Below are 24,776 nucleotides of genomic sequence, written 5' to 3' on the forward strand. Positions count from 1 at the left end.
TTTTCGGGCACGCCAGATGAGGCTTAAAGCGTCGAGAGGAAGGTGCTGTTGTTGGCTTGCCATTCGGTGATGTCGACGCGAATTCGCTTCTTGTCGAGTTTGCCGACACTGGTCTTGGGAATTTCAGTAACAAGGGCGATCTGGCTCGGGATGGCCCACTTGCTCAGGTGGCCCTGTTCCACAAAGGGCTTGAGGTGCTCCTTGAGTTCCTTGGCCCCGATCACATGGCCCTCGCGGATGACCAGCAAGGCAAACGGCCGCTCGCCCCACTGTGGATCGGCAATTCCCACCACTGCTACTTCGCGTACCGCTACATGGCGACTGATCAGGTCTTCCAGGTCCAGGGAGGAGATCCATTCGCCGCCGGTCTTGATCACGTCCTTGATCCGGTCGCGGATGTCGATCACGCCCATGCTGTCCAGGGTCGCCACGTCGCCAGTGTGCAGCCAGCCCCCGGACCAGAGCTCCGCGCCCTTCTGCGGTTCATTGAAATACCCCTCGGTGAGCCACGGCGCACGCAGCACCAGTTCACCCTGGGTCTCGCCATCGGCGGGCAGGAAGTTGCCGTCGGTGTCGACGATCGCCGCCTCGACCAATGGCCCCGGCACACCGGCCTTGATCCGGTAGGTGGTGCGTTCGTCTTCGGTGCCGGCCATCAACTCGTCATTGAGGTGCGCGCACGACACCAGCGGCCCGGTTTCCGACATGCCGTAAGCGGCGGTCAGCTGAATGCCCTTGGCCTTGGCGGCTTCGTACAGCGCGCGGTTCAGTGCACTGCCGCCAATCACGATTTTCCAGCCACCGAAATCCGTGCCTTGCGCAGCCTTGGCGTTGAGGACCATTTGCAGGATGGTCGGCACGCAGTGGGAAAAGGTGACCTTCTCTTGGCGCCACAACTCCACCAGGTATTCCGGGTCGTAGCGACCGGGATACACCTGCTTGAGCCCGAGCATGGTCGCCACGTACGGCAGGCCCCAGGCATGCACATGGAACATCGGTGTGATCGGCATGTACACGTCGTTGGTGCCCAACAGCCGCACGCTGTCGATGGCGCCCATGATGGTCGACACGCCCATGGTGTGCAGCACCAGCTGCCGATGGGTGAAGTACACGCCTTTGGGATTACCGGTGGTGCCGGTGGTGTAGAAGGTGGTCGCGACCGAGTTTTCGTCGAAATCCTGGAAGTCGTACTGCGGGCTCGCGGCCGCCAGCAACTGCTCGTACTCGCCGATGAGGTTCGGCAGGTCGGCGGTTTTTTCCGGCAGGTCGGTCAGCAGCAGGGTTTTCTCGACCGTGGTCAGGTGCCCGGCAATTGCGTTGTAAAGCCCCACGAACTCACTGTTGACCAGCACGAAGCGGTCCTCGGCGTGGTTCATGGTGTAGAGGATCTGTTCCGGGGACAGGCGCACGTTGATGGTGTGGATCACCGCGCCGATCATCGGAATGGCAAACATGCATTCCAGGTAACGATGGCTGTCCCAGTCCATCACCGCCACGGTATCCCCGGGTTTAACCCCGGCCGCCGTCAGCACGTTGGCCAGCCGCGCGACCCGCTCGATCAGGGTCGGATAGCTGTAGCGCAACTGATCGCGGTAAACGATCTCGCGGGTTTTCTCGTAACGAGCACCGGACATCAGCAGCCGTTTGATCAACAGCGGATACTGGTAAGCGCCCTCGGCTGGGGGAATAACGCGAGTCTGCAACATAAGAGTCCCTTTTCTGACTGCACGGTCTTGGCTGAAAGTAAGCACTCTAGTGCGCTTCCATGACAACCAAATCAGCCGAAGGAATGATTTGCAGAGTCGTGCAAATGCTAGCGTTGCGCCAGCATCTGCGGGGAGTTCTTGTCCATTTTGTGTGGCGCGATCAATGCATCTCGGTAAACGCGAGTTTCACACCGATGGCGATCAGCACCACGCCCATGGTCCGGTCAAACCAGTGGCCCATGCGCGCGAAACCGGCACGCACGCGCGCCTGGCTGAACAGCCTTGCCACCAGGCAGAACCAGACCGCAGTGGCCGCCGCGAGGTAGAGGCCGTAGCCCGCCTGCACCGCCAGCGGCGTGTGCGGGTTGATCACCACGGTGAACAACGACAGGAAAAACAGCGTGGCTTTCGGGTTCAGACCGTTGGTCACAAACCCCGACATGAAGGCGCCGCGCGCCGTGCGCTCGCCCGCTTCCTTGTGCAGATCGTCTGTCACTGGTTTGGCCGGTTGCGCCCGCAGGGCCTTGTAGCCGATGTACAGCAGGTACGCGGCGGCGGCCCATTTCAAGGCGTTGAACAGCATGATCGACTGGGACACGATCAGGCCGATGCCCAGCAGCGAGTAACCGACGTGCAGGAAAATCGCCGTGCCGACACCCAGCGCGGTCCAGGTGCCTGCGCGACGACCGTGGGTCACGCTCTCACGCACCACCACGGCAAAGTCCGGACCAGGGCTGGCCACGGCTAGCAGGTGAATCAGGGCAACGGTCAAAAATTCTGTCCAGTACATGGAGCGTCCTTTTGGGGCAGATCGGTCGAAATGAAATTCTGAGGTTTGACGTCGACCCTGTGGGAGCGGGCTTGCTCGCGAATGCGCTGTCTCAGACAACATCGATGTCAACTGATACGCCCTCTTCGCGAGCAAGCCCGCTCCCACAGAATTCAGCGTTCGGCCTAGTGCGTAACGATTTGTTTCATCTGGTAGGCTCGGCAGATTACGCCTTCAGTTCATTGCACAAAAGGTACAGTTGATGACGAACACTCGCCGCGCCGTTTTCCTCGACCACCCATCCCTGGACCTGGGCGACCTCGACCTCAGCCCGTTGCGTAATTGCTTTGACGATTTGCAGCTGTTCGCACAGACCACGCCGGATCAGGTGATCGACCGCCTCAAGGGCGCCACCGTCGCCATCAGCAACAAAATCCTGATCGACGCCGCCGCCATCGCTGCCAGCCCCGAGCTGAAGCTCATCCTGATCACCGCCACCGGCACCAACAACGTCGACCTCGCCGCCGCCCGCGCCCACGGCATTACCGTGTGCAACTGCCAGGGCTACGGCACGCCATCGGTGGCGCAGCACACGATCATGCTGCTGCTGAATCTGGCGACGCGCCTCGCGGACTATCAGAAAGCCGTCGGTGAAGGCCGCTGGCAGCAGGCCAAACAGTTCTGTCTGCTGGATTACCCGATCGTTGAACTGGAAGGCAAAACCCTCGGCTTGCTCGGTCACGGCGAACTGGGCGGTGCGGTTGCACGACTGGCCGAAGCCTTTGGCATGCGCGTGTTGCTCGGGCAGATTCCGGGGCGCCCTGCCCGGCCGGATCGTTTGCCGCTGGATGAATTGCTGCCGCAAATCGACGCGCTGACCCTGCACTGCCCGCTCAACGAACACACCCGCCATTTCATCGGTGCCCGCGAGCTGGCGTCGATGAAGCCCGGTGCATTCGTGGTCAACACCGCGCGTGGCGGCTTGATCGACGAACAAGCCCTGGCCGATGCCTTGCGCAACGGTCACCTCGGCGGCGCAGCCACTGACGTGCTGAGTGTCGAGCCACCGACCGCCGGCAATCCGCTGCTGGCCGCTGACATCCCACGGTTGATCGTCACCCCGCACAACGCCTGGGGCAGCCGCGAAGCACGGCAGCGCATCGTCGGTCAGTTGACCGAAAACGCGCAGGGATACTTCAGCGGTAAAGCGCTGCGGGTCGTCAGTTGATAGACTGCGGCACTTTTTTTCACAGGAGCAGAGTATGGATCCGCGCAGTGAAGTACTGCTTCGTCAGGCCGAGTTATTCCAGGGTTCGGTGCTGCTGGCCGGTTTGCCCGCCGATGATCTGCTGGGGCGCCTGCCCGACGCCCACGGCTGGTGCTGGCATGCCGGTGATCAGGCCGCGCTGGACGCGCGTTTCGAAGCCCGCAGCCATTTTGGCGTGAACCTACCGGAGCGCGAGTTCGACACGGCCGTGGTGTTTCTGCCCAAGTCCAAGGACCTGACTGACTACATCCTCAACGCCCTCGCCTCGAAACTGGCAGGAAAAGAGTTGTACCTGGTGGGCGAAAAACGCAGCGGCATCGAAGGCGCGTCCAAGCAACTTAACCCGTTCGGCAAACCGCGCAAGCTCGACAGCGCGCGGCATTGCCAACTCTGGCTGGTCACTGTGGCCAACGCGCCAGAAGCCAAATCGCTGGAAAGCCTGGCTCAGACCTATGAGCTGCCATTGGCCGAGGGGCCGTTGAAAGTCATCAGTCTGCCGGGCGTGTTCAGCCATGGCCGCCTGGATCGTGGCAGCGCACTGCTGCTGGAGCATCTGGACAAATTGCCGAGCGGTCACTTGCTGGACTTCGGTTGTGGCGCCGGTGTTTTGGGCGCGGCGGTCAAGCGTCGTTATCCGCACAACCAGGTCACCTTGCTGGATGTCGATGCGTTTGCCGCTGCCAGCAGTCGCCTCACTTTGGCCGCCAACGGTCTGGAAGCTGACGTGATTACCGGCGACGGTATCGACGCGGCGCCAATGGGTTTGAGTGCAATTCTGAGCAATCCGCCGTTCCATGTCGGCGTGCACACCGACTATTTCGCCACCGAGAACCTGCTGCGAAAAGCAGCCAAACATCTGAAAAACGGCGGCGAACTGCGCTTGGTCGCGAACAGCTTCCTGAAGTATCAACCGCTGATCGAAGAGCACCTCGGGGTCTGCGCGATCAAGGCTGAAGGACAGGGTTTCAGGATTTACCGGGCCAAACGCGGCTAGAAATTTGTTCTTGCCCAATCGGATTTGCCTAGGCAGAATCCGCTCCGTCCTAGGGGAGTAGTCTCCCACGAGCGCCATGCTCGTCCGGCATACGTCAACATACTTGGTCAACAGACCATGGCGTATGCGACCCAAGCGTCCGCATCAGACGGCTCGCAGGGTTTGACAAGACCTATGACACGAACACCTTACCCGGGGCGGGAAGGCTGTACGTGTCATAGCCGTGTCGACCCGCCCCTTAGGAAAACCCTGATGCTGGATTCTTTACTCGTTCCCACCGCAATCGTTGCCTTGGCCGAAATCGGCGACAAGACGCAACTGCTCGCGCTCATTCTCGCCGCTCGCTTTCGCAAACCCTGGCCGATCATCGCCGGTATCGTCGCCGCGACCCTGGCCAACCACGCGGCAGCCGGTGCGGTAGGCGCCTGGGTCGGCAGTTTCTTCTCGGATGCGATGCTGCACTGGATCCTCGCCGCGAGCTTCACCGCGACCGCATTGTGGACCCTGGTACCGGACAAGATGGATGACGACGAAGCCAGTACCGCCCGCAAGTTCGGGCCGTTCCTGACCACGCTGATTGCCTTCTTCCTCGCGGAAATCGGCGACAAGACGCAGATCGCGACCGTGATGCTCGCGGCGCAATACCCGGAGTTGTGGCTGGTGATCATCGGCACCACCCTGGGCATGTTGATTGCCAACGTGCCGGTGGTACTGGCGGGTAACTTTGCGGCGGATAAATTGCCGTTGACGCTGATCCGTCGTTTGGCGGCGTCGGCGTTCTTCATCCTGGCGGTGGTGGCGGTGTACAAGGCGATGCAGAGCAGCGGCTGGGTTTGAGGCGATAGACCGCGTCATCGTTCTTCGCGGGCAAGCCCGCTCCCACAGGACAGCGTGATCTGTAGGAGCGAGGCTCGCCCGCGAAGGCGCCAGCAGCCTCACTACATGATCAGGACTTCTTGGCTTTTTCGTACAGCGGCATGACTTTCGGAATCGCCGCCTGCAACGAAGCAATCCGACTGGACGACGCCGGGTGAGTGCTCATGAACTCCGGTGGCGAACCTTCCGAAGCCTTGGCCATCTTGTTCCACAGTGTGATAGCGGCATTCGGGTTGTAACCGGCACGAGCGGCCAGTTCCAGGCCAATCAGGTCCGCTTCGTTTTCGTTGGAGCGACTGTTAGGCAAGGTCATGCCGTAGTTGGCCACGGTGTCCGCCAGCGCGAGGCTGTCCTGACCGAGACCAAATAACGCACCCGCACCTTGCTTGGCCATTTCGATACCGTAGGCCTTGGACATCGCTTCACGGCCATGCTCGCGCAGGGCGTGGGCGATTTCATGGCCCATGATCGCGGCGATTTCATCGTCGGTCAGTTTCATACTGTCGATCAACCCGGTGTAGAAAATGATCTTGCCGCCAGGCCCGCAATTGGCATTGAGCTCGTCACTCTTGATCAGGTTGACTTCCCACTTCCATTGGGCCGAATCCGGACGAAACACCGGCGCCTGGGCAATCAGCCGGTCGGCAATCACCTGCACGCGCTTGGCATCGTTACTGGTCTTGTCCAGCACGCCTTTGGTGGTCGCCTCGCCAACGGTCTTTTGATAAGACTGGGCGTACATCTGGTTGACCTCATCGGTCGACAGCATGCTAAACATGTACTGCTTGCGCTCAACGCCGACCGCGCCACCGCTGGTGGTGTTGACCGACTGGCAACCGGCGAGCAGCAAACCGGCGCTTAGAGCACACAAAACCAATGTCTTGTTCATCAAAAAACTCCCTGAAAACATGCCGCGTATCCTAGGCGTGGAATTGTATCGACGCCAGATACAACAGAGGAGTAGACGCACATTTCAGACAAAGCTCTCATGGCCGTAGGAAAAAATTCACATAATGGCTCCCGCCACGGCCGACAACGGCCCGCAATGATTCAATTGCGACATCAAGCACTCCAAAACAGCCAATTCGCCCTGCCTCGCTCATGACCTTCGAGACCCCGGCCGATACCCCTCCGCAGACGTCCTCTTGCGTGCGGAGCACCCATGAAATTCAAGTCGATCCAGTTTTCCGTGGCGGCCCTTGCCGGCGCCATCATTCTTAGTGTCGTGGCAGCGCTGGTGCTGTACGCACTGTTTTCCGGTGCGCGGACCCAAGACATGGTCCAGGAAAGGACCCAGGCGCAATTCGAGCAAGTCATCGAACAGCGCCTGACTTCATTGGCGCAAACCCAGGTCAGCCAGATCCAGCGCGAACTCGAAGCCCCGCTGCTGATTGCCGGCGGGCTGGTGCGGGTCAACGCATTGATCGGTACGCCGGGCGCCGACGGCCAGCCGCAGCTGAGCCTCAGCCGTGAACAGTTGATCAGCCTGATCAAGGAAAACGTCGCCAAGAACACGAAAATCCTCGGTACCTACATCGGCTGGGAGAAAGACGCCCTCGACCATAACGATGCCGCCTACGTCGACACTAAAGTCGTGGGTATCGACGCCAGCAACGGGCGTTTCCTGCCATGGTGGTTCCGCAATGAAGACGGCAGCCTGGGCCTGGACAAACTGGTGGACGTCGACGACCAGAAAACCCTGTCCACCGGCGTGCGCGCCAGTGAGTACTACCTGTGCTCGAAAGAGACCAAAAAATCCTGCGTGATCGATCCGGCGCCCTACAAGGTCGGCGACAAGATCGTCATGCTTGCCTCCTTTATTGAACCGATCATGCTCAACGGCGCGTTCCAGGGCATCGTCGGCGCTGACTTGTCGGTGAACTTCATCCAGGAAATGCTCCTCGGCGCCAACCAGAAACTCTACAGCGGTGCTGGTGAAATGGCCCTGATCGGCGGTAACGGGCGGATCGTGGCCCACACCAAGGACCCGAGCAAATTCGGCGAAAAGGTCAGCGACATCCTCGGCAGCCAGCAGATAGCCAACATGGCCAATCTCAAGCGCGGCGAAGTCACCTACACCGTCGACAAGACCCAGGGCCGGATCGAGTTGTACCTGCCGTTCGGCATTGGCCAGACCGACGCCCGCTGGACCCTGATGCTGCAACTGCCGTTGAACGCGGTAATGGCCGACCTGCAAAAACTCCAGGGCGACCTGGACACCCAGCGCAAATCCGACACCTTCGGCATGGCCATGGTCGGCCTGTTGATTGCCGGTATCGGCTTGCTGGTGATCTGGCTGGTGGGCCACGGCATCGCCCGTCCGCTCAAGCAAATGGTGGCCATGCTCGACGACATCGCTCAGGGCGAAGGCGACCTGACTCGCCGATTGACCAGTGACCGCGCCGACGAACTGGGCTCGATCGCCAAAGGTTTCAACACGTTCCTGGCCAAGTTGCAGGCGATGATCACTCAAGTCGTGACCTCGGTGCAGAGCGTCAGTGATTCGTCGGAACACACGGCCGACATCGCCATTCGCACCAACATCGGTGTGCACAAGCAAATGGCGGAGATCGATCAGGTCGCCACCGCGGTGCATGAAATGACCGCCACCGCCCAGGATGTGGCGCGCAACGCGACCCAGGCCGCGCAAGCCGCCAGCCATGCGGATCAGGCCGCGGCGCAGGGCATGCAAATCGTGCGCGAGACATCGAACTCGATTGGTGTCCTGGCAATAGAAATCGGCAAGGCGGTCAGCGTGGTGCAGACCCTGGCCAAGGACAGCGAGAACATCAACGCGATCCTCACGGCCATTCGCGGCATCGCCGAACAGACCAACCTGCTGGCCTTGAACGCGGCCATCGAAGCGGCACGGGCCGGTGAACAGGGCCGTGGTTTTGCGGTGGTGGCCGATGAAGTGCGCAACCTGGCGCAGAAAACCCAGAAGGCCACTGAAGAAATCCAGACCATGATCCAGCAACTGCAACAAGGCACCCGCGATGTGGTGCGGGTCATGGAGGACAGCCAGAACCGCACCGACGAAAGCGTGCAGCATGCGGCGAAGGCGGCCGAGGCGCTGGAGACCATCACGCAGGCGGTGTCGGTGATCAACGACATGAACACCCAGATCGCCAGCGCGGCCGAGGAACAGAGTGCGGTGGCGGATGACATCAACCGTAACGTGATCAACATCGGGCAAGTGGCCAATGAAGTGGCGGGCGGTGCGGATGAATCGAGCGCGGCCAGTGCGGATTTGACCAAATTGGCGGAACAGCAGCGGCGGTTGATCAATCAGTTCAAGGTTTAGGAATCGCCGGAAGGTCCTGCGGACCTTATCGCGAGCAGGCTCGCTCCCACAGGAGATTTGTGTGATCACAACATGTGTGAACACCCAAGATCCAGTGTGGGAGCGAGCCTGCTCGCGATGAGGCCATTACGGCCCCCAAGAACTCAACCCGGAGTAAGGCACTCCGGCCCATTGAGCTTCGGATCATTCACCATGTTGGCCAACACCCGCTCGCGCAACGCCGCGGGTTCACTGGCGAGCAATGCCTGCAAGGCGTGCAACGGCGTCTCGGGATCAAGCCACGCCTCCTGCCCCGCTGCATCAAGGATCAACGGTCGACGCTGACTCGCCGCCGGTTGGGTGATCACCGCCGTGCTCAGCCACACCTGTTCCTGCACCGGATACGCTTCCCAGATCGCCGCAAAAAACAGCGCCGAGCCCTCCCCCGGCGTCAGCCAATACGGACGTTTGCGCGTGGTGCCGCGCCATTCGTAGAAGCCATTGGCCGGCAACAGGCAACGGCGCTCGCGCAGGGCCTGGCGGAACATCGGTTGTTCAGCCACGGTTTCGGCGCGGGCATGGGCCGGGGTGCGGGACAGGTCGGTCAGCCATGGCGGCGTCAGCCCCCAACGCGCACGGGCCAACTCACGCTGACCGTCCGCACCGGCACGCAGCATCAACACCGAATCATTGGGCGAAATATTCCACTGGGCCTGCTGGTCGGCGGGGAAGCCAGGCAGGGCCGCGAAGGCGGGGTTCCAGCGAAACAGGGCATAACGTCCACACATGGGGCAACACGACTCTTGATCAAACGAACGCCAGCCTAACAGACCAGCGTGCCGGGAAAACTGTCCGGTTCATCGCCGGGCATCGGCAGCGCGGCATTGTACGCGGTGATCAACTCCCGGGCGTATTGCGCCTGGTCGTTATCCACCGATAACCCCAGCAGGCCGAAGATCGGCAATTCGCCAGTGCCCCCCACCAAATCCCGGCCCACCAGGTGCGCCTCGATGCCTTCGCTGGCCAACATGCTTTGCAGCAACTCGCCTTCCATGAGGTTTTCCGGCTCGTAAATTCGCTGCATGGGGTGCCCCTTTCATTCGTTTTCGCTATGAACTTCGAGCAACCATTCCTGACCGTCAGTCTGCAGGACGAACGTGATCGGTCGACAACACACCGGACAATCCTCGATATAGGTCTGATCGCCGCCGGATAGATCAAGCACGGCCTCAGCCTCTTCACCACAATACGGACATTCGTAGCGCTCTGTTTCCAGCATCGCGGCCTCCCAGGTGACTTGTGCGTATAATCGCCGGTCTATTTGCAGGGCTATTTTTGTCTGGCTACCTTTTCAGACCGTGCCCTGTTGGTTTTCGATCAAAACCTTTACTTACCCTAGCCGTTTCTAACAAGAGAGCATGATGGGCGAATTCGATGCCATCCGACCTTACGACGACAGCGAAGTCCCAGCGGTGCTGGACCGACTGCTAGGCGACAAGGCGTTTCTAGATATCCTCATCCATTTCCGCTTCCCGCGTTTTGCCGGTGCTTTCGGCTGGATGCTCAAACCTCTTATAGCTCATCGGCTGCGCCGTGAGTTCGCCGGCGTCACCTCGGTGGCGACGCTGCAGGACAAAGTCGAGATGTACGTCGACCACACCATCGAGCGCGCCACGGACGGGGTGACATACACAGGTGTCGAGCAGTTCAAGTCCGGCAGCGCCTACCTGTTCATCGCCAACCACCGCGACATCGTGATGGACCCGGCCTTCGTCAACTACGCCGTGTACCACGCCGGTCTGCCGACACCGCGCATCGCGATCGGCGACAACCTGCTGCAAAAGCCCTTTGTCAGTGACCTGATGCGCCTGAACAAGAGCTTTATCGTGCACCGTTCAATCACCGGTCGCCGCGAGAAGATGGCGGCGTACCAATTGTTGTCGGCCTACATCAACCACTCGATCCGCAACGATTGCGCCTCGATCTGGATCGCCCAGGCCGAAGGCCGGGCCAAGGACGGCGACGACCGTACCGAGTCGGCGATTCTCAAGATGTTCCACATGAGTCGCAAGGACGAGCCGTTCGGCGAAGTGATCCGCTCACTGAACCTGACGCCGGTCTCGATCAGTTACGAATACGATCCGTGTGACCAGGCCAAGGCCCGCGAACTGTTCATCCGCGCCACCACCGGCAGCTACACCAAAGTGCCGGGCGAGGACGATGTGAGCATCGCCAAAGGCATCACTGGCTACAAGGGTCGCGTTCACGTGAACTTTGCCGCGCCGATCACCGAGCTGTTCGACGACACCAAGCAATTGGCGATCGAGATGGACCGGCAGATCCTCGGCGGCTATCGCCTGTTCCCGGTGCATTACCTGGCTTATGCACAGTGGAAAGATGCCGACCCGCAATTGCAGGTGCCAAAAGCGGCCGAGGTGTTTGGCGCAGACGAATTGGCCAAGGCCCAGGAGCAATGGCAGCAACGCCTGGACGCTTGCCCTGAAGAGCATCGCCCGTTCCTGGTGCTGCAATATGCGACGCCGGTGCGCAATCAGTACCGTGTGAAAGCGGGATTACCGCTGTAGGGTTTTGAAACAGGATCAAAAGATCGCAGCCTCGTTTCACTCGACAGCTCCTACAGGGTAAACACCATTCTCTGAAGGAGCTGTCGAGTGAAACGAGGCTGCGATCTTTTGCTGTTTAGCGATTCAGAACCGCGTGCTGATCCACGACACCAGCAGCGCCAACCCCAGGCATGCGAAGCCGAACCGATAGAAAAACCGGTTCATGCGCAGGGTCGCACCGTCCAGCATCAGTGTCGGTTCATCAATGCGCCGGCGCTGGCTTTGCGCTTCCAGGCTGGCCAACGCGCGCTGCTCACGACGACGCGTAGCGTGCAGCAGCCATCCGCCCGAGAAGGCAAACAGCAACGCCAGCAAATTGATCAGTTTGGCGGGATGGTTGGTAAACAGCGTCATCAAATGCAACGACATCTCGGACCTCAAGCAAAAACAGAGGTGGCAGACGCCGGACCGACGACCGCGCCGCGGATTCTACCGAAAGCTTCCCCTCCTGCCCGCAGCTTTACGACAAATAACAAACCATTTGGCAGATTCCCGTCCTGGGCCACGGCCTCGGCGCCAATACCCTTGTAGGAGCGAGGCTTGCCCGCGAAGGCGGTGTGTCAGTCAACATTAATGCAGCTGATACAACGCTTTCACGGGCAAGCCTCGCTCCTACAGGGGGCGGGTGGTTCCCAGGCATTAAAAAGCCCGGGGCCATTGCTGGCGCCGGGCTTTTTACTTCAGCGAACGCTTATTCGCTGAGAATCTGACCAATCGTCGGATCCTTGAACAGACGCGTCAACGCATCGCTCAGCACATCGCTGACCAGCTTGGTGTTGGTGTCCTGATTCGGCGCCATACCAAAACGCTGGTCCAGGGACGCACCGTAACGACCGCTGTAACGACGGTTGGCATTCTGCACATCGGAGCGGAACGTCGCGCCAATGGTCGCCTCAGTCACGTACATGCCTTCTTTGGGCGACTGATACTTCAGCTCGGCCAGGGTCACGGTCAGTTGCGGAGCGTTCAGCGCATTGGTCGTCGGGGTGAACCCCAACAGCCGCACCGCTGCTTCCGCCTGCGCCTGCAACTTCGGCAGAATCTGCGCGCCCTGCACGGTGATCGCGCTGGTTTCCGGGTACAGACCACCCCGGGTGCCCAGGGTTGGCGACGGACGACCGTCCACCACGCGCACCACCACTGGCTGGCCGCGGCCGACCGGGGCCAGCTGCGTCGTCAGCTTCGGTTCCGGGTTGAGTTGTTGCGGGCTGTGGGCGCAGCCGACCAGGGTCAAACTGGTCACAGTGATCAAACCGAACAACAGGCGTTGCAACATGCGCTTCTCTCCAGAATCAGGCACTAAGGCCCGCAGTATAGCGGTGGGCCACTGCGGCGAACCAGCGCCACAATTACGGAAAAGTCCGACAAGCCTTTCAGACCGCGTTCCTGTCACAGATATGTCACCGCCCATACACTTTGACGTCATGGCTCGCTGTCAATCTTCACAGCAGTCACCCCACACGGTACTTCGCCATGCGCTATCTGATCTCGCTGTTCGCGCCACGCCCACTGCATCGCTGCTTTGCCCTGCTCGACAGCAATGGCCACTGCCAGGCCTTCAAGCAGTGCAGCCTCCAGCCAATGGGCGACGGTTGGGTCGAAATCGAAGAAATCCGCCTCAACTGGCTGCACCATCCGCTGCCCGCCAACGCCCGCGTCACCCAGCGCCAGCCGCGCGCGCGCGCTCAGCAACTGTTGACCAGCTGACCAAACACCTAATAAAAGTCATTAAACACGACCATTCCCCTGCGTTTCTTCGCTACAATCTCCCCCCGATTATAAGGACGTCTCCTGATCGGGCCTCGCAGCATCGTCAATACCTCGGTATTGGCACCCCGCACCGCCCACAGAGAGCCGCCCACACAGATCGAGTGAAGCTGGCGCGCTTGCTGTTTCCTGAGTAAAACCGCCACTTTTCGCGAATCTGCAGAGCTGTCATTACGCTCGGTCACTGAGCTGTTTGCCCGTTTTGCCTGTCCTGTACCCCATGACGGCAATCCATCCGGGCACGGTGCCAGGCAGGGACAGCCCTTTTTGAGGTTCACGTCTTCAAAAGAGCGTGAAAAAAACGGGTATTCACAACTTCACAAGAGTGTGGCGAGCAAATGAATAGTTTTGCGTCTGAATATGCACCATTAGCGTCTGAAACAGCCCAACGACACAGGACCGAGTACGCCTCGAACACCGGAGCCTGAAGCCTGTCCACTACGGATTTGGTTGCACAAACGGATGTATCGACCATAAGTCGAATTGCCAGCCGCTCGTTGAAGTGAGTTCATGTAACTCTTTTAGACAAGGCCGGTAGCGTCCGTCGAAGTTGCAAAAAATTGCGAAGATTCGGACATGGCGATCCTGCCATGGGTACGTGGGGCATCATTGACACGCCCCTGAACGCCTGGCAGCCATGCCGACAATTTGGTGCTGCAGATTTTGGAGACGCGTTAAATGGCGCATAACGAAGCAGTCGACGTAGTACTGGTTGGGGCCGGCATCATGAGTGCCACCCTTGCCGTACTGCTCAAAGAGCTCGACCCCGCGATCAAGCTGGAAGTCGTCGAGCTGATGGATTCCGGTGCCGCGGAGAGTTCGAACCCGTGGAACAACGCCGGTACCGGTCACGCCGGGCTGTGTGAGCTCAATTACACGCCGCAGGCCGCCGACGGCACCGTCGACATCAAGAAAGCCGTGCACATCAACACCCAGTTCGAGGTGTCGAAGCAGTTCTGGTCGTACCTGACCAAGAAAGGCACCTTCGGCTCGTGCAAGACGTTCATCAGCCCGGTGCCGCACCTGAGCTTCGTGCAGGGCGACAGTGGCGTTTCCTTCCTCAAGGAACGCTTCAAGGTGCTGAGCAAGCACCACGCCTTCTCGGACATGGAATACACCGAAGACAAGGCCACCATGGCCGAGTGGATGCCGCTGATGATGCCGGGCCGTCCGGCCGACGAAGTCGTCGCCGCCACCCGCGTGATGAACGGTACCGACGTCAACTTCGGCGCCCTGACCAATCAACTGCTTTCGCACCTGACCAGCGCACCCGATGCCCAGGTCAAGTACTGCAAGCGTGTCACCGGCCTGAAACGCAACGGCAGCGGCTGGACCGTCAGCATCAAGGACGTCAACAGCGGCAACACCCGTGAAGTCGACGCCAAGTTCGTCTTCCTCGGCGCTGGCGGCGCGGCATTGCCGCTGTTGCAGGCGTCGGGCATCGAGGAAAGCAAAGGCTTCGGCGGTTTCCCGATCAGTGGCCAATGGCTGCGTTGCGACAACCCGGAAGTGGTCAAGCACCACCAGGCCAAGGTCTACAGCCAGGCTGCCGTGGGTTCGCCACCGATGTCGGTGCCGCACCTGGACACCCGCGTGGTGGATGGCAAGAAGTCGCTGCTGTTCGGACCTTACGCCGGTTTCACCACCAAGTTCCTCAAGCACGGTTCCTTCATGGACCTGCCGATGTCGGTTCGTGCCGGCAACATCGGCCCGATGCTGGCCGTGGCGAAAAACAACATGGACCTGACCAAGTACCTGGTCAGCGAAGTGATGCAGTCGATGGAGCAGCGCCTGGATTCCCTGCGCCGTTTCTACCCTGAGGCGAAAGCCGAAGACTGGCGCCTGGAAGTGGCCGGCCAACGGGTGCAGATCATCAAGAAAGACCCGAAAAAGGGCGGCGTCCTGCAGTTCGGTACCGAACTGGTCGCGGCCAAGGACGGCACCCTTGCCGCCCTGCTCGGTGCCTCGCCAGGTGCTTCGGTGACTGTTTCGATCATGCTGGAGCTGATCGAAAAATGCTTCCCGAACAAAGCCAAGGGCGAATGGGCGACCAAGCTGGCGGAAATTTTCCCGGCTCGGGAAAAGGTCCTGGAAACCGACGCTGCGCTGTACCGCAAGATCAACGCACACAACAACGTCGCGCTGGAACTGGTTGAAGCCAGCAATGAGACCGAAAGCTACGCTTGATTCGGCCGCATAAAAAACGCCCCGTTCTCATTGAGAGCGGGGCGTTTTTTTATGGCCGGTGAAACTGATGACTCTAGATCTTCGGTGTCGGTTACACCGCCTTCGCGAGCAAGCCCGCTCCCACATTTTGATCGCGGTCTCATGTGGGAGCGGGCTTGCTCGCGAAGAGGCCAGCACAAACACCAACCCAATCAGGGACCAACCAGTGGGTCTGAGGTCAGCCGCGCGCCTTGGCGATCAGCTCGATGTACTCGGCCGCGTTGCGCTGATCCTTGATCAGGGCGACGAAGTCATTGCCATGCTCATCCTTGCCATCCAGATCAAGACCGGCTTCGACGAAGAACGTCAGGAAACGCTCGAAGTCGTCGATACGCAAGCCGCGGTAGGCCTTGATCAGTTTGTGCAGCGACGGCGAAGTGGCGTCGACCGGCTCGAAATCGAGGAACAGTTTGATCTGCGCATCGCCGATCTCGTCACCAATCACTTGCTTCTTATCTTTACGCATTGCCGACTCCAGCTCGCAGACATTTCACAGGGCGGGCAGTTTACCCCTCCCTTGCCGCCGGGCTCAACGCGGACGAGAAGCACCGGTGTGCAAATCAGCCCAGACATGGCCATTGGCGTAGCTGAGGAACTGGCAATACACCGTGTCATTACGCAGCAAGTCGATCACCACCCGGTACTGCGCCATCGGGTAAAACAGCGTCAGGGTCTTGCTCTTTTCGTCGTAGATCGGCTTTTTCAGGCTTTTGCTTTCGCCATCGAAGTTGACCAACACTTGAGTGATGGTCGCGCCCTTGTTCAAGGATTTGCCCTTGAGGCGGATCAGCAACGGTGAGGTGACCGGAATCGGCTGTTGATTGGACTGACGCTGGCTACCGACCACCACCGAATACTCGGTGACCTGCAGCAGTTGTTGCTGCTCGGGTTCGGCATCACGCAGGGTCAGGTCGTCCGGCGGCAGGAACTGCGCATGCATCGGCGCGGGCGCGGCGGCCAGCGGCAGGCTGAGGGTCAGCAACAGGGCGGCACAGCTGCGGATCAAAAGGCTCATGACGGGCTCCGGAGGGCGGGGCCAAGCACTCTAGCATGAGGATCAACCGCGCGAATTCGCGATATGGGTCAATACTTCGCAGTACCCGGCTGGCCATACTGGAAGAGCTTTCAGCCGTCGATCAACGGTGCACCGTCTACCGTGGAGTGCTCATGTCGTTCTCCGTTCCCCCGTTGTTCGCCGCCTGGCGTCAGACCTGGCACGCCGGCTACACCCTCAGACGCTTGCGCGGCGACATCAGTGCCGGGGTGACGGTAGGGATTATCGCCATCCCATTGGCCATGGCCCTGGCGATTGCCGTAGGTGTACCGCCCCAGCAAGGGTTGTATACGGTACTGATCGCCGCACCCCTGATCGCCCTGACTGGCGGTTCGCGTTTCAATGTCAGTGGGCCGACCGCCGCGTTCGTGGTCATCCTGCTGCCCATCACCCAACAATATGGCCTGGGCGGCCTGCTGCTCTGCACCATGCTTGCCGGGGTCATCCTCATTGCCCTGGGGCTGATTCGGGCCGGGCGGTTGATTCAGTACATTCCGTATCCGGTCACCCTGGGCTTTACTGCCGGGATCGGCATTGTCATTGCCACCCTGCAATTGAAGGATTTGCTGGGCCTGGACACCGCCGGCCAGGCACAACACTACATCGAACAGCTGGGCGTACTGATTCTCGCGTTGCCCAGCGCTCGGCTGGGGGACGGGATCATCGGCATCGCCTGCCTGGCCGTGCTGATTGTCTGGCCACGGTGGGTGCCGAGGATTCCGGGGCATTTGGTGGCGCTGACCATCGGCGCGCTCCTGGGGTTGGCGCTGGAACACGGCGGGTTGGAGGTGGCGACCTTGGGTGAGCGTTTCAGCTACATGGTCGAGGGCGTCAGCCATCCCGGCATTCCGCCGTTCCTGCCGAGCTTCGATTGGCCGTGGAATCTACCCGGTCCCGACGGCCAGCCGCTGCACCTGTCCTACGACTTGATCCGTCAATTAATGGCGCCGGCGTTCGCCATTGCCATGCTCGGCGCCATCGAATCCTTGTTGTGTGCGGTGGTCGCGGATGGCATGACCGGCAGCAAACACGACCCCAACGCAGAACTGCTGGGCCAGGGCCTGGGCAACCTGATCGCACCGTTGTTCGGCGGCATTACCGCCACGGCGGCCATTGCCCGTAGTGCCACCAATGTGCGCAGCGGAGCCTTTTCGCCATTGGCGGCGATTATTCACAGCGCGGTGGTGCTGATGGCGATACTCGTTCTCGCACCGCTTTTCAGCTACCTGCCGATGGCTGCGCTGGCCGCATTGCTGGTCATGGTGGCGTGGAACATGAGCGAAGCCAGGCATGTGCTGCATACCTTGCGCATCGCGCCCCGCAGCGATGTGCTGGTATTGCTGACCTGCTTGAGCCTGACGGTGTTGTTCGACATGGTGATGGCCGTCGGCGTCGGCCTGCTGCTGGCCGCCGGGCTATTTATCAAGCGCATGAGCGATCTGACGGACACCGCCGAACTGCCACGCGCCTACCATCAAGCCTTGCAGGACATGCCGGCGCATGTTCGTTGCTATGCGATACGCGGGCCGCTGTTCTTCGGCGCGGCCGAAAAAGCCTTGGGGGTGCTACGCAAATTCAGTCCGGAGGTCAAAGTGGTGATCGTCGAGATGAGCGCCGTGCCCATGCTGGACATGACGGCGCTGGCGGCCTTCGACAATATCCTGAGGGATTACCGCACGGACGGCATTGGCCTGATTCTGGTGGCGACCACCCCACGGGTGCGCCTGAAGCTCAGACGCGCAGGCATCCATCGAGAGCAGCGTCAGTTGGCCTACGTGAACAACCTGGAACAGGCTCGTCGCAAAAGCGAACGCTGGCTGGCCGGGGAAAATTGAGCGCGCTTCAGGCGAACTGCGCGCGCATCCACGCCTGATATTCAGCCACACCAGGCTCGCCTTCGCGCGGCGCCCAGTGAGCAAGCTCACCTTCACCCACCGGGCGATAAGGGCCGGCCTTGCACTCGAACATCAGGCTGTCGGCTTCCAACACCACCAAACCATGAAACACACCGGTTGGCAGGTCGACACCCACACAGTCGCCACCGGCCTGCAGGATTTGCTTGCGCACGACCGCACCGGCTTCATCGAAAATCAGCACGCCAAGCCGCCCTTTGAGGACCAACAAGGTTTCAGCCTTGTTGTCCCCCAGATGCCGATGAGGCGGGATGTACGTGGACGGCTGCAAACCCACCGCCATGCGATGGCAAGCCTCTTCCATCTGATGGAAGTTGTGATGCTGGCGTCCACGTGGATTGGCCGCAGCCTTACCGGCCAATTCATTGAACAAGGATTGATCAAGAAAGCTCGGCGCGCTCATTGCTTACATCCCTTTAACGGCAAAAATCCCGTTGGCGTTGCGCCAGTAGCCTTTGTAGTCCATGCCGTAACCGAAGATGTAACGGTCGATGCACGGCAGGCCGACGAAATCGGCTTTCAGGTCCGGGCGAGCCTTGCGGTCGTGGTCCTTGTCGATCAGCACGGCGGTGTGCACTTTGCGCGCGCCGGCGTGTTTGCAGAAGTCGATGATCGCGCCCAGGGTGTGACCTTCATCGAGGATGTCGTCGATGATCAGCACATCACGGTCGATGAACGAGACTTCCGGCTTGGCTTTCCAGAACAGGTCGCCGCCGCTGGTTTCGTTGCGATAACGGGTGGCGTGCAAGTAGGACGCTTCCAGCGGGAATTGCAGATGGGTGAGCAGCTTGCCGGCGAAAATCAGCCCGCCGTTCATCACACAAAACACCACCGGATTACTGTCGGCCAGCTGTTCGTTGATGTGTGCACCGACGCGGGCGATGGCCGCCTCGACTTCAGCTTCGGTGTACAGGCAGTCAGCCTCTCGCATGATTTGACGGATATGCTCGAGATCAGCGGACATGGCGCTCTCCAGTGGGTGGCGGGTTCGGAAAAGCCGGCAAAGGTACGCATCAAGCGAGGCCAGATCAAGCGTTTGTGGACTAACGTACTCTATGTCTATAGGACAACACCCTCGGATAGATTAATCTAGGCCGGTTTTTTTGCCCGCCGCCGGAGCCTTTCCCATGCCCATCCTCGAGATCCGCCATCCGCTGATCCGTCATAAACTTGGCCTAATGCGCCGTGCAGACATCAGCACCAAGAACTTCCGTGAGCTCGCTCAGGAAGTCGGTGCCCTGCTGACCTATGAAGCCACCAAAGACCTGCCGCTTGAAACCTACGATATCCAGGGTTGGGCCGGCACCGTGTCGGTCGAGAAAATCGCCGGCAAGAAAATCACCGTGGTGCCGATCCTGCGCGCCGGTATCGGCATGCTCGAAGGCGTGCTGAGCCTGATCCCGGGCGCCAAAGTCAGCGCCGTCGGCGTGGCTCGCAATGAACAAACCCTGCAGGCCCACACCTACCTGGAAAAACTGGTCCCGGAAATCAACGAACGCCTGGCGATGATCATCGACCCGATGCTCGCCACCGGCAGTTCCATGGTCGCGACCATCGACCTGCTGAAAAAAGCCGGTTGCCGCGACATCCGCGCAATGGTGCTGGTGGCCGCGCCTGAAGGCATCGCCGCCGTGGAGAAGGCTCACCCGGACGTGACCATCTACACCGCATCCATCGACGAACGACTCAACGAACACGGTTACATCATCCCAGGCCTGGGCGACGCCGGTGACAAGATCTTCGGCACCAAGCAGAAGGACGCGTGACCATGCAGCAAGAGTTCAACGATCCGCTCTGGCGCACGGTGCTGTCGGGTGCTCAGATGCTGTTCGTGGCCTTCGGCGCCCTGGTGTTGATGCCGCTGATTACCGGCCTCGACCCGAACGTGGCGCTGTTCACCGCAGGCCTTGGGACGATTCTTTTCCAGATCGTCACCGGGCGTCAGGTCCCGGTATTCCTGGCGTCGAGCTTTGCCTTCATCACCCCGATCATTCTCGCCAAGGGCCAGTTCGGCCTCGCGGCGACCATGGGCGGTGTGATGGCGGCGGGTTTCGTCTACACCTTCCTCGGCCTCGCGGTGAAGATCAAAGGCACCGGTTTCATCGACCGTTTGCTGCCACCGGTGGTGATTGGTCCGGTGATCATCTCCATCGGCCTGGCCATGGCGCCGATCGCGGCCAACATGGCGATGGGCAAGGCCGGCGACGGCACTGAGCTGATTCATTATCAGACGGCGATGCTGATCTCGATGCCGGCGCTGTTGACCACCCTGATCGTCGCGGTATTCGGCAAAGGCATTTTCCGCCTGGTGCCGATCATCTCCGGCGTGCTGGTAGGTTTTGGCATGGCGTTCTATTTCGGCGTGGTCGATACCGCGAAGATTGCCGCCGCGCCGTGGTTTGCGATTCCGCACTTCACCGCGCCGGAGTTCAACTGGCAGGCGATTCTGTTCATCGTTCCGGTGGCGCTGGCCCCGGCCATCGAGCACATCGGCGGTGTAATTGCGGTCGGTAGCGTGACCGGTCGCGATTACCTGAAGAAGCCTGGCTTGCACCGCACCCTGCTCGGCGATGGCATTGCCACCACCGCAGCCGGTCTGTTCGGCGGTCCACCCAACACCACCTACGCCGAAGTGACGGGCGCGGTGATGCTGACCAAGAACTACAACCCGAAAATCATGACCTGGGCGGCGATCTTTGCCATCAGCCTGGCGTTCATCGGCAAGTTCGGCGCGCTGCTGCAAAGCATTCCGGTGCCGGTGATGGGCGGGATTCTGTGCCTGTTGTTCGGTTCGATCGCGGCGGTGGGCATGAACACGCTGATTCGCCACAAGATCGACCTGGGCGAAGCGCGTAATCTGGTGATTGTCTCGGTGACGCTGGTGTTCGGGATTGGCGGCGTGCTGGTCGGCACCGGCACCGGTCCGGACGACTTCGGCCTCAAAGGCATCGCGCTGTGCGCGGTGACGGCGATTGCACTGAACCTGTTGCTGCCGGGGAATGACAGCTGGAAGCACAAGAAGGCGAATGAGTCATTGTTGTGATGGCTTGAGATTTTCGCTAGCAGTGACATCGCTATCGCGGGCAAGCCCGCTCCCACAGGATCTGTGCAAAACCTGTGGGAGCGGGCTTGCCCGCGATGCTTTCGGGGCTTACAACGCCAACGGCGCTCGCTCGCACAAGGTGCTCAACGCCTGCGCCCACTGCGGATCATCGTTAAGGCACGGCACCAGCACCAACTCCTCTCCCCCCGCCTCGCGGAATTGCTCTTTGCCGCGATCACCAATCTCTTCCAGTGTCTCGATGCAATCGGCGACAAACGCCGGGCACATCACCAGCACTTTCCTCACGCCCATTCCAGCCAACTCATCGAGGCGCGCTTCGGTGTAGGGTTCGATCCATTTTGCTCGGCCCAGACGCGACTGGAACGACACCGACCACTTGCCGTCCGGCAGCCCCATGCGTTTGGCAAACTCGGCGGCCGTGCGCAGGCATTGAGCGCGGTAGCAGGTTGCCAATACTTCTGGCGAGGCGGTCATGCAGCAATTATCGCTTTTAAAACAATGGTGACCCGTAGGATCGATCTTGGTCAGGTGCCGCTCGGGCAACCCGTGAAAGCTTAACAACAGGTGATCGTGATCCTGCTGCAAATGCGGCCTGGCACTGGCCACCAGCGCATCAAGGTATTCCGGCTGATCGTAGAACGGCTGGAGAATCGAGAACTGCACGTTGAGGTTGTTCTCGCGCACAACCCGTTTGGCTTCGTCAATCACCGTGGTCACGGTGCTGTCAGCGAACTGCGGGTACAGCGGCGCAAGCGTGATGCGCTTGATCCCCTGCCCGGCCATGCGCACCAGCACCGATTCAATCGACGGCTCGCCGTAACGCATCGCCAGTTCTACCGGGCCGTGGGTCCACTGCGTGCTCATGGCTTTTTGCAGACGACGGCTGAGCACCACCAGCGGCGAGCCCTCCTCCCACCAGATCGAGGCGTAGGCATGGGCCGACTGCTCCGGCCGCTTGAACAGGATCAATGACACCAGCAAACGTCGCACCGGCCAAGGCAGGTCGATCACATACGGGTCCATCAGAAATTGATTGAGGTAGCTGCGCACATCCGCCACCGAAGTGGAGGCAGGTGAGCCCAGGTTGACCAGAAGCAACGCGTGATCGGTCATGCAACGTCCTATTTCAAAGGCGGCTGGACAGATCGTCCAGGGCCGCGCGCAAATCGGTGAACTGGAACGTAAAACCCGCTTCCAGCAAGCGCGCCGGGACGGCCTTCTGGCCTCCCAGCAACAACAGAGACAACTCGCCCAGCCCGACTTTCAAGGCCAGGGCCGGCATCGGCATGAACGAGGGGCGGTGCAGCACGCCCGCCAAGGTCTTGGCGAACTCGCGATTGCGCACCGGTTTGGGCGCGCAGGCATTATAGGGACCGCTGGCCTCGTTGCGATGCAGAAGAAAATCAATCAGGGCGATTTGATCATTGATATGGATCCACGGCATCCACTGCCGACCATTGCCGATAGGCCCGCCCAGCCCCAGTTTGAACGGCAGCAACAGCCGCGACAAAAAGCCGCCCTCGGCGGACAACACCAGGCCCGTGCGAATCAGGATCACGCGAATGCCCAAGGCCTCGGCACGCTGCGCGGTTTCTTCCCAGGCAATGCACAACTGACTGGCGAAATCGTCGATGACGGGCGGAGACGCTTCAGTCAACTCGCGCTCGCCGCCGTCGCCATACCAGCCAATGGCAGAGCCCGAGATCAATACCTGCGGTTTCTGTGCGCGGGATTCGAGCCAGGCCAGCAGGGTTTCTGTCAGGGTGATGCGGCTGCTCCACAGCAACGCTTTGCGTTTCGACGTCCAGGGTCGATTGGCAATCGGCGCGCCCGCGAGGTTGATTATGGCGTCTACCGGCTCTTGGCCCAAGTCTTCGAACAGTGCGACGCCACGTACCTGAGCGCCGCATAGTTTCGCAACTTTATCAGGCGTCCGGCTCAAGACCGTCAGCCGATGCCCCTGACTCAACCAGTGTCGGCAGAGCTGACGTCCTATCAAACCAGTACCGCCGGTCAGCAATATGTGCATGACTTCTTCCTCGCGTGGCGTTTTACCCTGATGACTAGTCTATTTTTATAAGCAGGGATCTTTGGTATCGGGCAGGCTCTGTGTTTAACAATAGGCCAAGCTGTCAGAACGAGAACGCTAAAAGTTATACCAAAAAACAATATTGTACAGGTTTAAACCACGGCGTAGTCTGTACAGAAAGGTAAACGAGGCCCCTATGACTGTACCTATCGCAATCATCGGCACCGGCATCGCCGGGCTTTCAGCCGCCCAGGCGCTCACCGAGACCGGGCATGTCGTTCAACTATTTGATAAAAGCCGCGGCAGTGGCGGGCGCATGTCGAGCAAGCGCAGTGATGCGGGTGCTCTGGACATGGGCGCGCAATATTTCACGGCCCGCGATCGCCGCTTTGTGACGGAGGTCACGCGCTGGCAAGCCAATGGCTGGGTCGCCGAGTGGACACCGCAGCTCTACACCTACCACGGTGGGCAGCTCAACTTGTCGCCGGACGAGCAGACGCGTTGGGTCGGCACGCCGCGCATGAGTGCGATCACTCGTGGCTTGCTCGGCGACCTCGAAGTGCATTTCGCCTGCCGGATCACCGAGGTGTATCGCGGCGAAGAACACTGGCATCTGCAGGACGCCGACGGCTTCACCCACGGTCCTTTCAGCCACGTCGTGATTGCCACGCCAGCGCCTCAAGCGACTGCGCTGCTGGCTTCTGCGCCGAAGCTCGCCGGTGCCGCCGCCGGGGTAAAAATGGATCCGACCTGGGCAGTCGCGCTGGCGTTCGAAACACCGCTGGATACGCCCATGGAAGGCTGCTTCGTACAGGACAGCCCGCTCGATTGGCTGGCGCGCAACCGCAGCAAACCCGGGCGCGACAACACGCTGGACACCTGGGTCCTGCACGCCACCAGCACCTGGAGCCGGCAACACATCGACCTGCCCAAGGAAGCGGTGATCGAGCAACTGCACGGTGCGTTCGCCGAGCTGTTGCACAGCGCCATGCCCGCCCCGAGTTTCAGCCTGGCCCACCGCTGGCTCTACGCCCGCCCCGCCAGCAGCCATGAATGGGCTGTTCTGGCCGATGCCGATCTGGGCTTGTATGTGTGTGGCGACTGGTGCCTGTCCGGCCGCGTCGAAGGTGCCTGGCTCAGCGGCCAGGAAGCCGCCCGCCGCCTGCATGCGCACCTGCAGTGAAGCGTATCGATCCGCGCAATT

25 protein-coding genes and 1 riboswitch are annotated in these 24,776 nt (G+C 60.4%); of the genes, 11 read left to right on the top strand and 14 right to left on the bottom strand.

The window, feature by feature from the left end:
• Positions 1-23: 23 nt before the first annotated feature.
• Together ACA057_RS26275 and ACA057_RS26280 are read right to left on the bottom strand one after the other, a co-directional pair.
• Positions 24-1,706, bottom strand: a complete 1,683-nt coding sequence (locus ACA057_RS26275; protein ID WP_497343556.1) for a fatty acid--CoA ligase — start codon at positions 1,704-1,706, stop codon at positions 24-26.
• Between the two features lie 160 nt (positions 1,707-1,866).
• Entirely contained in the window at positions 1,867-2,496 is a 630-nt protein-coding gene (locus ACA057_RS26280) for a LysE family translocator (protein WP_497343558.1), read from the bottom strand.
• Between the two features lie 241 nt (positions 2,497-2,737).
• On the opposite strand from ACA057_RS26280, the gene ACA057_RS26285 reads away from it, so the two are divergent.
• The 3 genes from ACA057_RS26285 to ACA057_RS26295 all read left to right on the top strand — a co-directional run bounded on the left by ACA057_RS26285 (position 2,738) and on the right by ACA057_RS26295 (position 5,573).
• The gene (locus ACA057_RS26285; protein WP_497343560.1) at positions 2,738-3,703 is read left to right on the top strand and encodes a 2-hydroxyacid dehydrogenase; all 966 of its coding nucleotides are present in this window, start codon (positions 2,738-2,740) and stop codon (positions 3,701-3,703) included.
• A gap of 34 nt (positions 3,704-3,737) precedes the next feature.
• Positions 3,738-4,736, top strand: coding sequence for a methyltransferase (locus tag ACA057_RS26290; protein WP_497343562.1), 999 nt, complete (start codon positions 3,738-3,740; stop codon positions 4,734-4,736).
• A gap of 39 nt (positions 4,737-4,775) precedes the next feature.
• Positions 4,776-4,900, top strand: a riboswitch (yybP-ykoY riboswitch).
• A gap of 88 nt (positions 4,901-4,988) precedes the next feature.
• On the top strand, positions 4,989-5,573 hold the full coding sequence (locus tag ACA057_RS26295) for a TMEM165/GDT1 family protein (protein WP_401360560.1): 585 nt from the start codon (positions 4,989-4,991) through the stop codon (positions 5,571-5,573).
• Positions 5,574-5,682: 109 nt separating this feature from the next.
• On the opposite strand, the gene ACA057_RS26300 is transcribed toward ACA057_RS26295, so the two are convergent.
• Positions 5,683-6,501 (bottom strand): M48 family metallopeptidase, encoded by an 819-nt coding sequence (locus ACA057_RS26300; protein ID WP_497343565.1) that lies wholly within the window; start codon positions 6,499-6,501, stop codon positions 5,683-5,685.
• A 273-nt stretch (positions 6,502-6,774) separates the two neighbouring features.
• On the opposite strand from ACA057_RS26300, the gene ACA057_RS26305 reads away from it, so the two are divergent.
• Positions 6,775-8,916, top strand: a complete 2,142-nt coding sequence (locus tag ACA057_RS26305) for a methyl-accepting chemotaxis protein (protein ID WP_497343567.1) — start codon at positions 6,775-6,777, stop codon at positions 8,914-8,916.
• A 143-nt stretch (positions 8,917-9,059) separates the two neighbouring features.
• Here the strand turns inward: ACA057_RS26305 and ACA057_RS26310 are convergent, their stop codons facing one another.
• Genes ACA057_RS26310 through ACA057_RS26320 form a run of 3 tightly spaced genes read right to left on the bottom strand, consistent with a single transcriptional unit; the run spans position 9,060 to position 10,174 of the window.
• Positions 9,060-9,683: an SOS response-associated peptidase gene (locus ACA057_RS26310; RefSeq protein ID WP_401360564.1), complete on the bottom strand. Its 624-nt coding sequence runs from the start codon at positions 9,681-9,683 to the stop codon at positions 9,060-9,062.
• Between the two features lie 35 nt (positions 9,684-9,718).
• The gene (locus tag ACA057_RS26315) at positions 9,719-9,979 is read right to left on the bottom strand and encodes a putative signal transducing protein (protein ID WP_401360566.1); all 261 of its coding nucleotides are present in this window, start codon (positions 9,977-9,979) and stop codon (positions 9,719-9,721) included.
• Between the two features lie 12 nt (positions 9,980-9,991).
• Complete coding sequence (locus ACA057_RS26320) at positions 9,992-10,174, bottom strand: CPXCG motif-containing cysteine-rich protein (protein WP_008153387.1); 183 nt, start codon at positions 10,172-10,174, stop codon at positions 9,992-9,994.
• Between the two features lie 142 nt (positions 10,175-10,316).
• Here ACA057_RS26320 and ACA057_RS26325 point away from each other — a divergent pair, with 142 nt between their 5' ends.
• Positions 10,317-11,480, top strand: coding sequence for a 1-acyl-sn-glycerol-3-phosphate acyltransferase (locus ACA057_RS26325; protein WP_497343570.1), 1,164 nt, complete (start codon positions 10,317-10,319; stop codon positions 11,478-11,480).
• 123 nt (positions 11,481-11,603) lie between these two features.
• Here the strand turns inward: ACA057_RS26325 and ACA057_RS26330 are convergent, their stop codons facing one another.
• Positions 11,604-11,888, bottom strand: coding sequence for a hypothetical protein (locus ACA057_RS26330; RefSeq protein WP_497343572.1), 285 nt, complete (start codon positions 11,886-11,888; stop codon positions 11,604-11,606).
• Between the two features lie 322 nt (positions 11,889-12,210).
• A complete protein-coding gene (locus tag ACA057_RS26335; protein WP_497343574.1) occupies positions 12,211-12,795 on the bottom strand; it encodes a YajG family lipoprotein in 585 nt (194 codons plus the stop codon).
• 197 nt (positions 12,796-12,992) lie between these two features.
• Here ACA057_RS26335 and ACA057_RS26340 point away from each other — a divergent pair, with 197 nt between their 5' ends.
• Together ACA057_RS26340 and mqo are read left to right on the top strand one after the other, a co-directional pair.
• Entirely contained in the window at positions 12,993-13,226 is a 234-nt protein-coding gene (locus tag ACA057_RS26340; RefSeq protein WP_401360572.1) for a hypothetical protein, read from the top strand.
• A 738-nt stretch (positions 13,227-13,964) separates the two neighbouring features.
• Positions 13,965-15,473, top strand: a complete 1,509-nt coding sequence (gene mqo, locus ACA057_RS26345; protein ID WP_497343576.1) for a malate dehydrogenase (quinone) — start codon at positions 13,965-13,967, stop codon at positions 15,471-15,473.
• A 217-nt stretch (positions 15,474-15,690) separates the two neighbouring features.
• Here the strand turns inward: mqo and ACA057_RS26350 are convergent, their stop codons facing one another.
• The gene (locus ACA057_RS26350; RefSeq protein ID WP_059406169.1) at positions 15,691-15,978 is read right to left on the bottom strand and encodes a PA4642 family protein; all 288 of its coding nucleotides are present in this window, start codon (positions 15,976-15,978) and stop codon (positions 15,691-15,693) included.
• Between the two features lie 63 nt (positions 15,979-16,041).
• The gene (locus ACA057_RS26355) at positions 16,042-16,527 is read right to left on the bottom strand and encodes a hypothetical protein (protein WP_497343578.1); all 486 of its coding nucleotides are present in this window, start codon (positions 16,525-16,527) and stop codon (positions 16,042-16,044) included.
• Between the two features lie 152 nt (positions 16,528-16,679).
• Here ACA057_RS26355 and dauA point away from each other — a divergent pair, with 152 nt between their 5' ends.
• Entirely contained in the window at positions 16,680-18,401 is a 1,722-nt protein-coding gene (gene dauA, locus ACA057_RS26360; protein WP_497343580.1) for a C4-dicarboxylic acid transporter DauA, read from the top strand.
• 7 nt (positions 18,402-18,408) lie between these two features.
• On the opposite strand, the gene ACA057_RS26365 is transcribed toward dauA, so the two are convergent.
• Both ACA057_RS26365 and ACA057_RS26370 read right to left on the bottom strand, forming a co-directional pair.
• Positions 18,409-18,882: a WbuC family cupin fold metalloprotein gene (locus ACA057_RS26365; protein WP_497343582.1), complete on the bottom strand. Its 474-nt coding sequence runs from the start codon at positions 18,880-18,882 to the stop codon at positions 18,409-18,411.
• A 3-nt stretch (positions 18,883-18,885) separates the two neighbouring features.
• A complete protein-coding gene (locus tag ACA057_RS26370) occupies positions 18,886-19,443 on the bottom strand; it encodes a hypoxanthine-guanine phosphoribosyltransferase (protein ID WP_162437176.1) in 558 nt (185 codons plus the stop codon).
• Positions 19,444-19,606: 163 nt separating this feature from the next.
• On the opposite strand from ACA057_RS26370, the gene upp reads away from it, so the two are divergent.
• Together upp and ACA057_RS26380 are read left to right on the top strand one after the other, a co-directional pair.
• The gene (upp, locus tag ACA057_RS26375) at positions 19,607-20,245 is read left to right on the top strand and encodes a uracil phosphoribosyltransferase (protein ID WP_059406165.1); all 639 of its coding nucleotides are present in this window, start codon (positions 19,607-19,609) and stop codon (positions 20,243-20,245) included.
• Between the two features lie 2 nt (positions 20,246-20,247).
• Complete coding sequence (locus ACA057_RS26380) at positions 20,248-21,522, top strand: uracil-xanthine permease family protein (RefSeq protein WP_401360579.1); 1,275 nt, start codon at positions 20,248-20,250, stop codon at positions 21,520-21,522.
• Between the two features lie 108 nt (positions 21,523-21,630).
• Here ACA057_RS26380 and hemH read toward each other — a convergent pair whose 3' ends face one another.
• Positions 21,631-22,656, bottom strand: a complete 1,026-nt coding sequence (gene hemH, locus ACA057_RS26385; protein WP_497343585.1) for a ferrochelatase — start codon at positions 22,654-22,656, stop codon at positions 21,631-21,633.
• A gap of 13 nt (positions 22,657-22,669) precedes the next feature.
• A complete protein-coding gene (locus ACA057_RS26390; protein WP_497343587.1) occupies positions 22,670-23,572 on the bottom strand; it encodes a TIGR01777 family oxidoreductase in 903 nt (300 codons plus the stop codon).
• Positions 23,573-23,768: 196 nt separating this feature from the next.
• Here ACA057_RS26390 and ACA057_RS26395 point away from each other — a divergent pair, with 196 nt between their 5' ends.
• Complete coding sequence (locus ACA057_RS26395) at positions 23,769-24,755, top strand: NAD(P)/FAD-dependent oxidoreductase (protein ID WP_497343589.1); 987 nt, start codon at positions 23,769-23,771, stop codon at positions 24,753-24,755.
• Positions 24,756-24,776 lie beyond the last annotated feature (21 nt).

This window comes from Pseudomonas sp. LBUM1661, assembly GCF_059695925.1.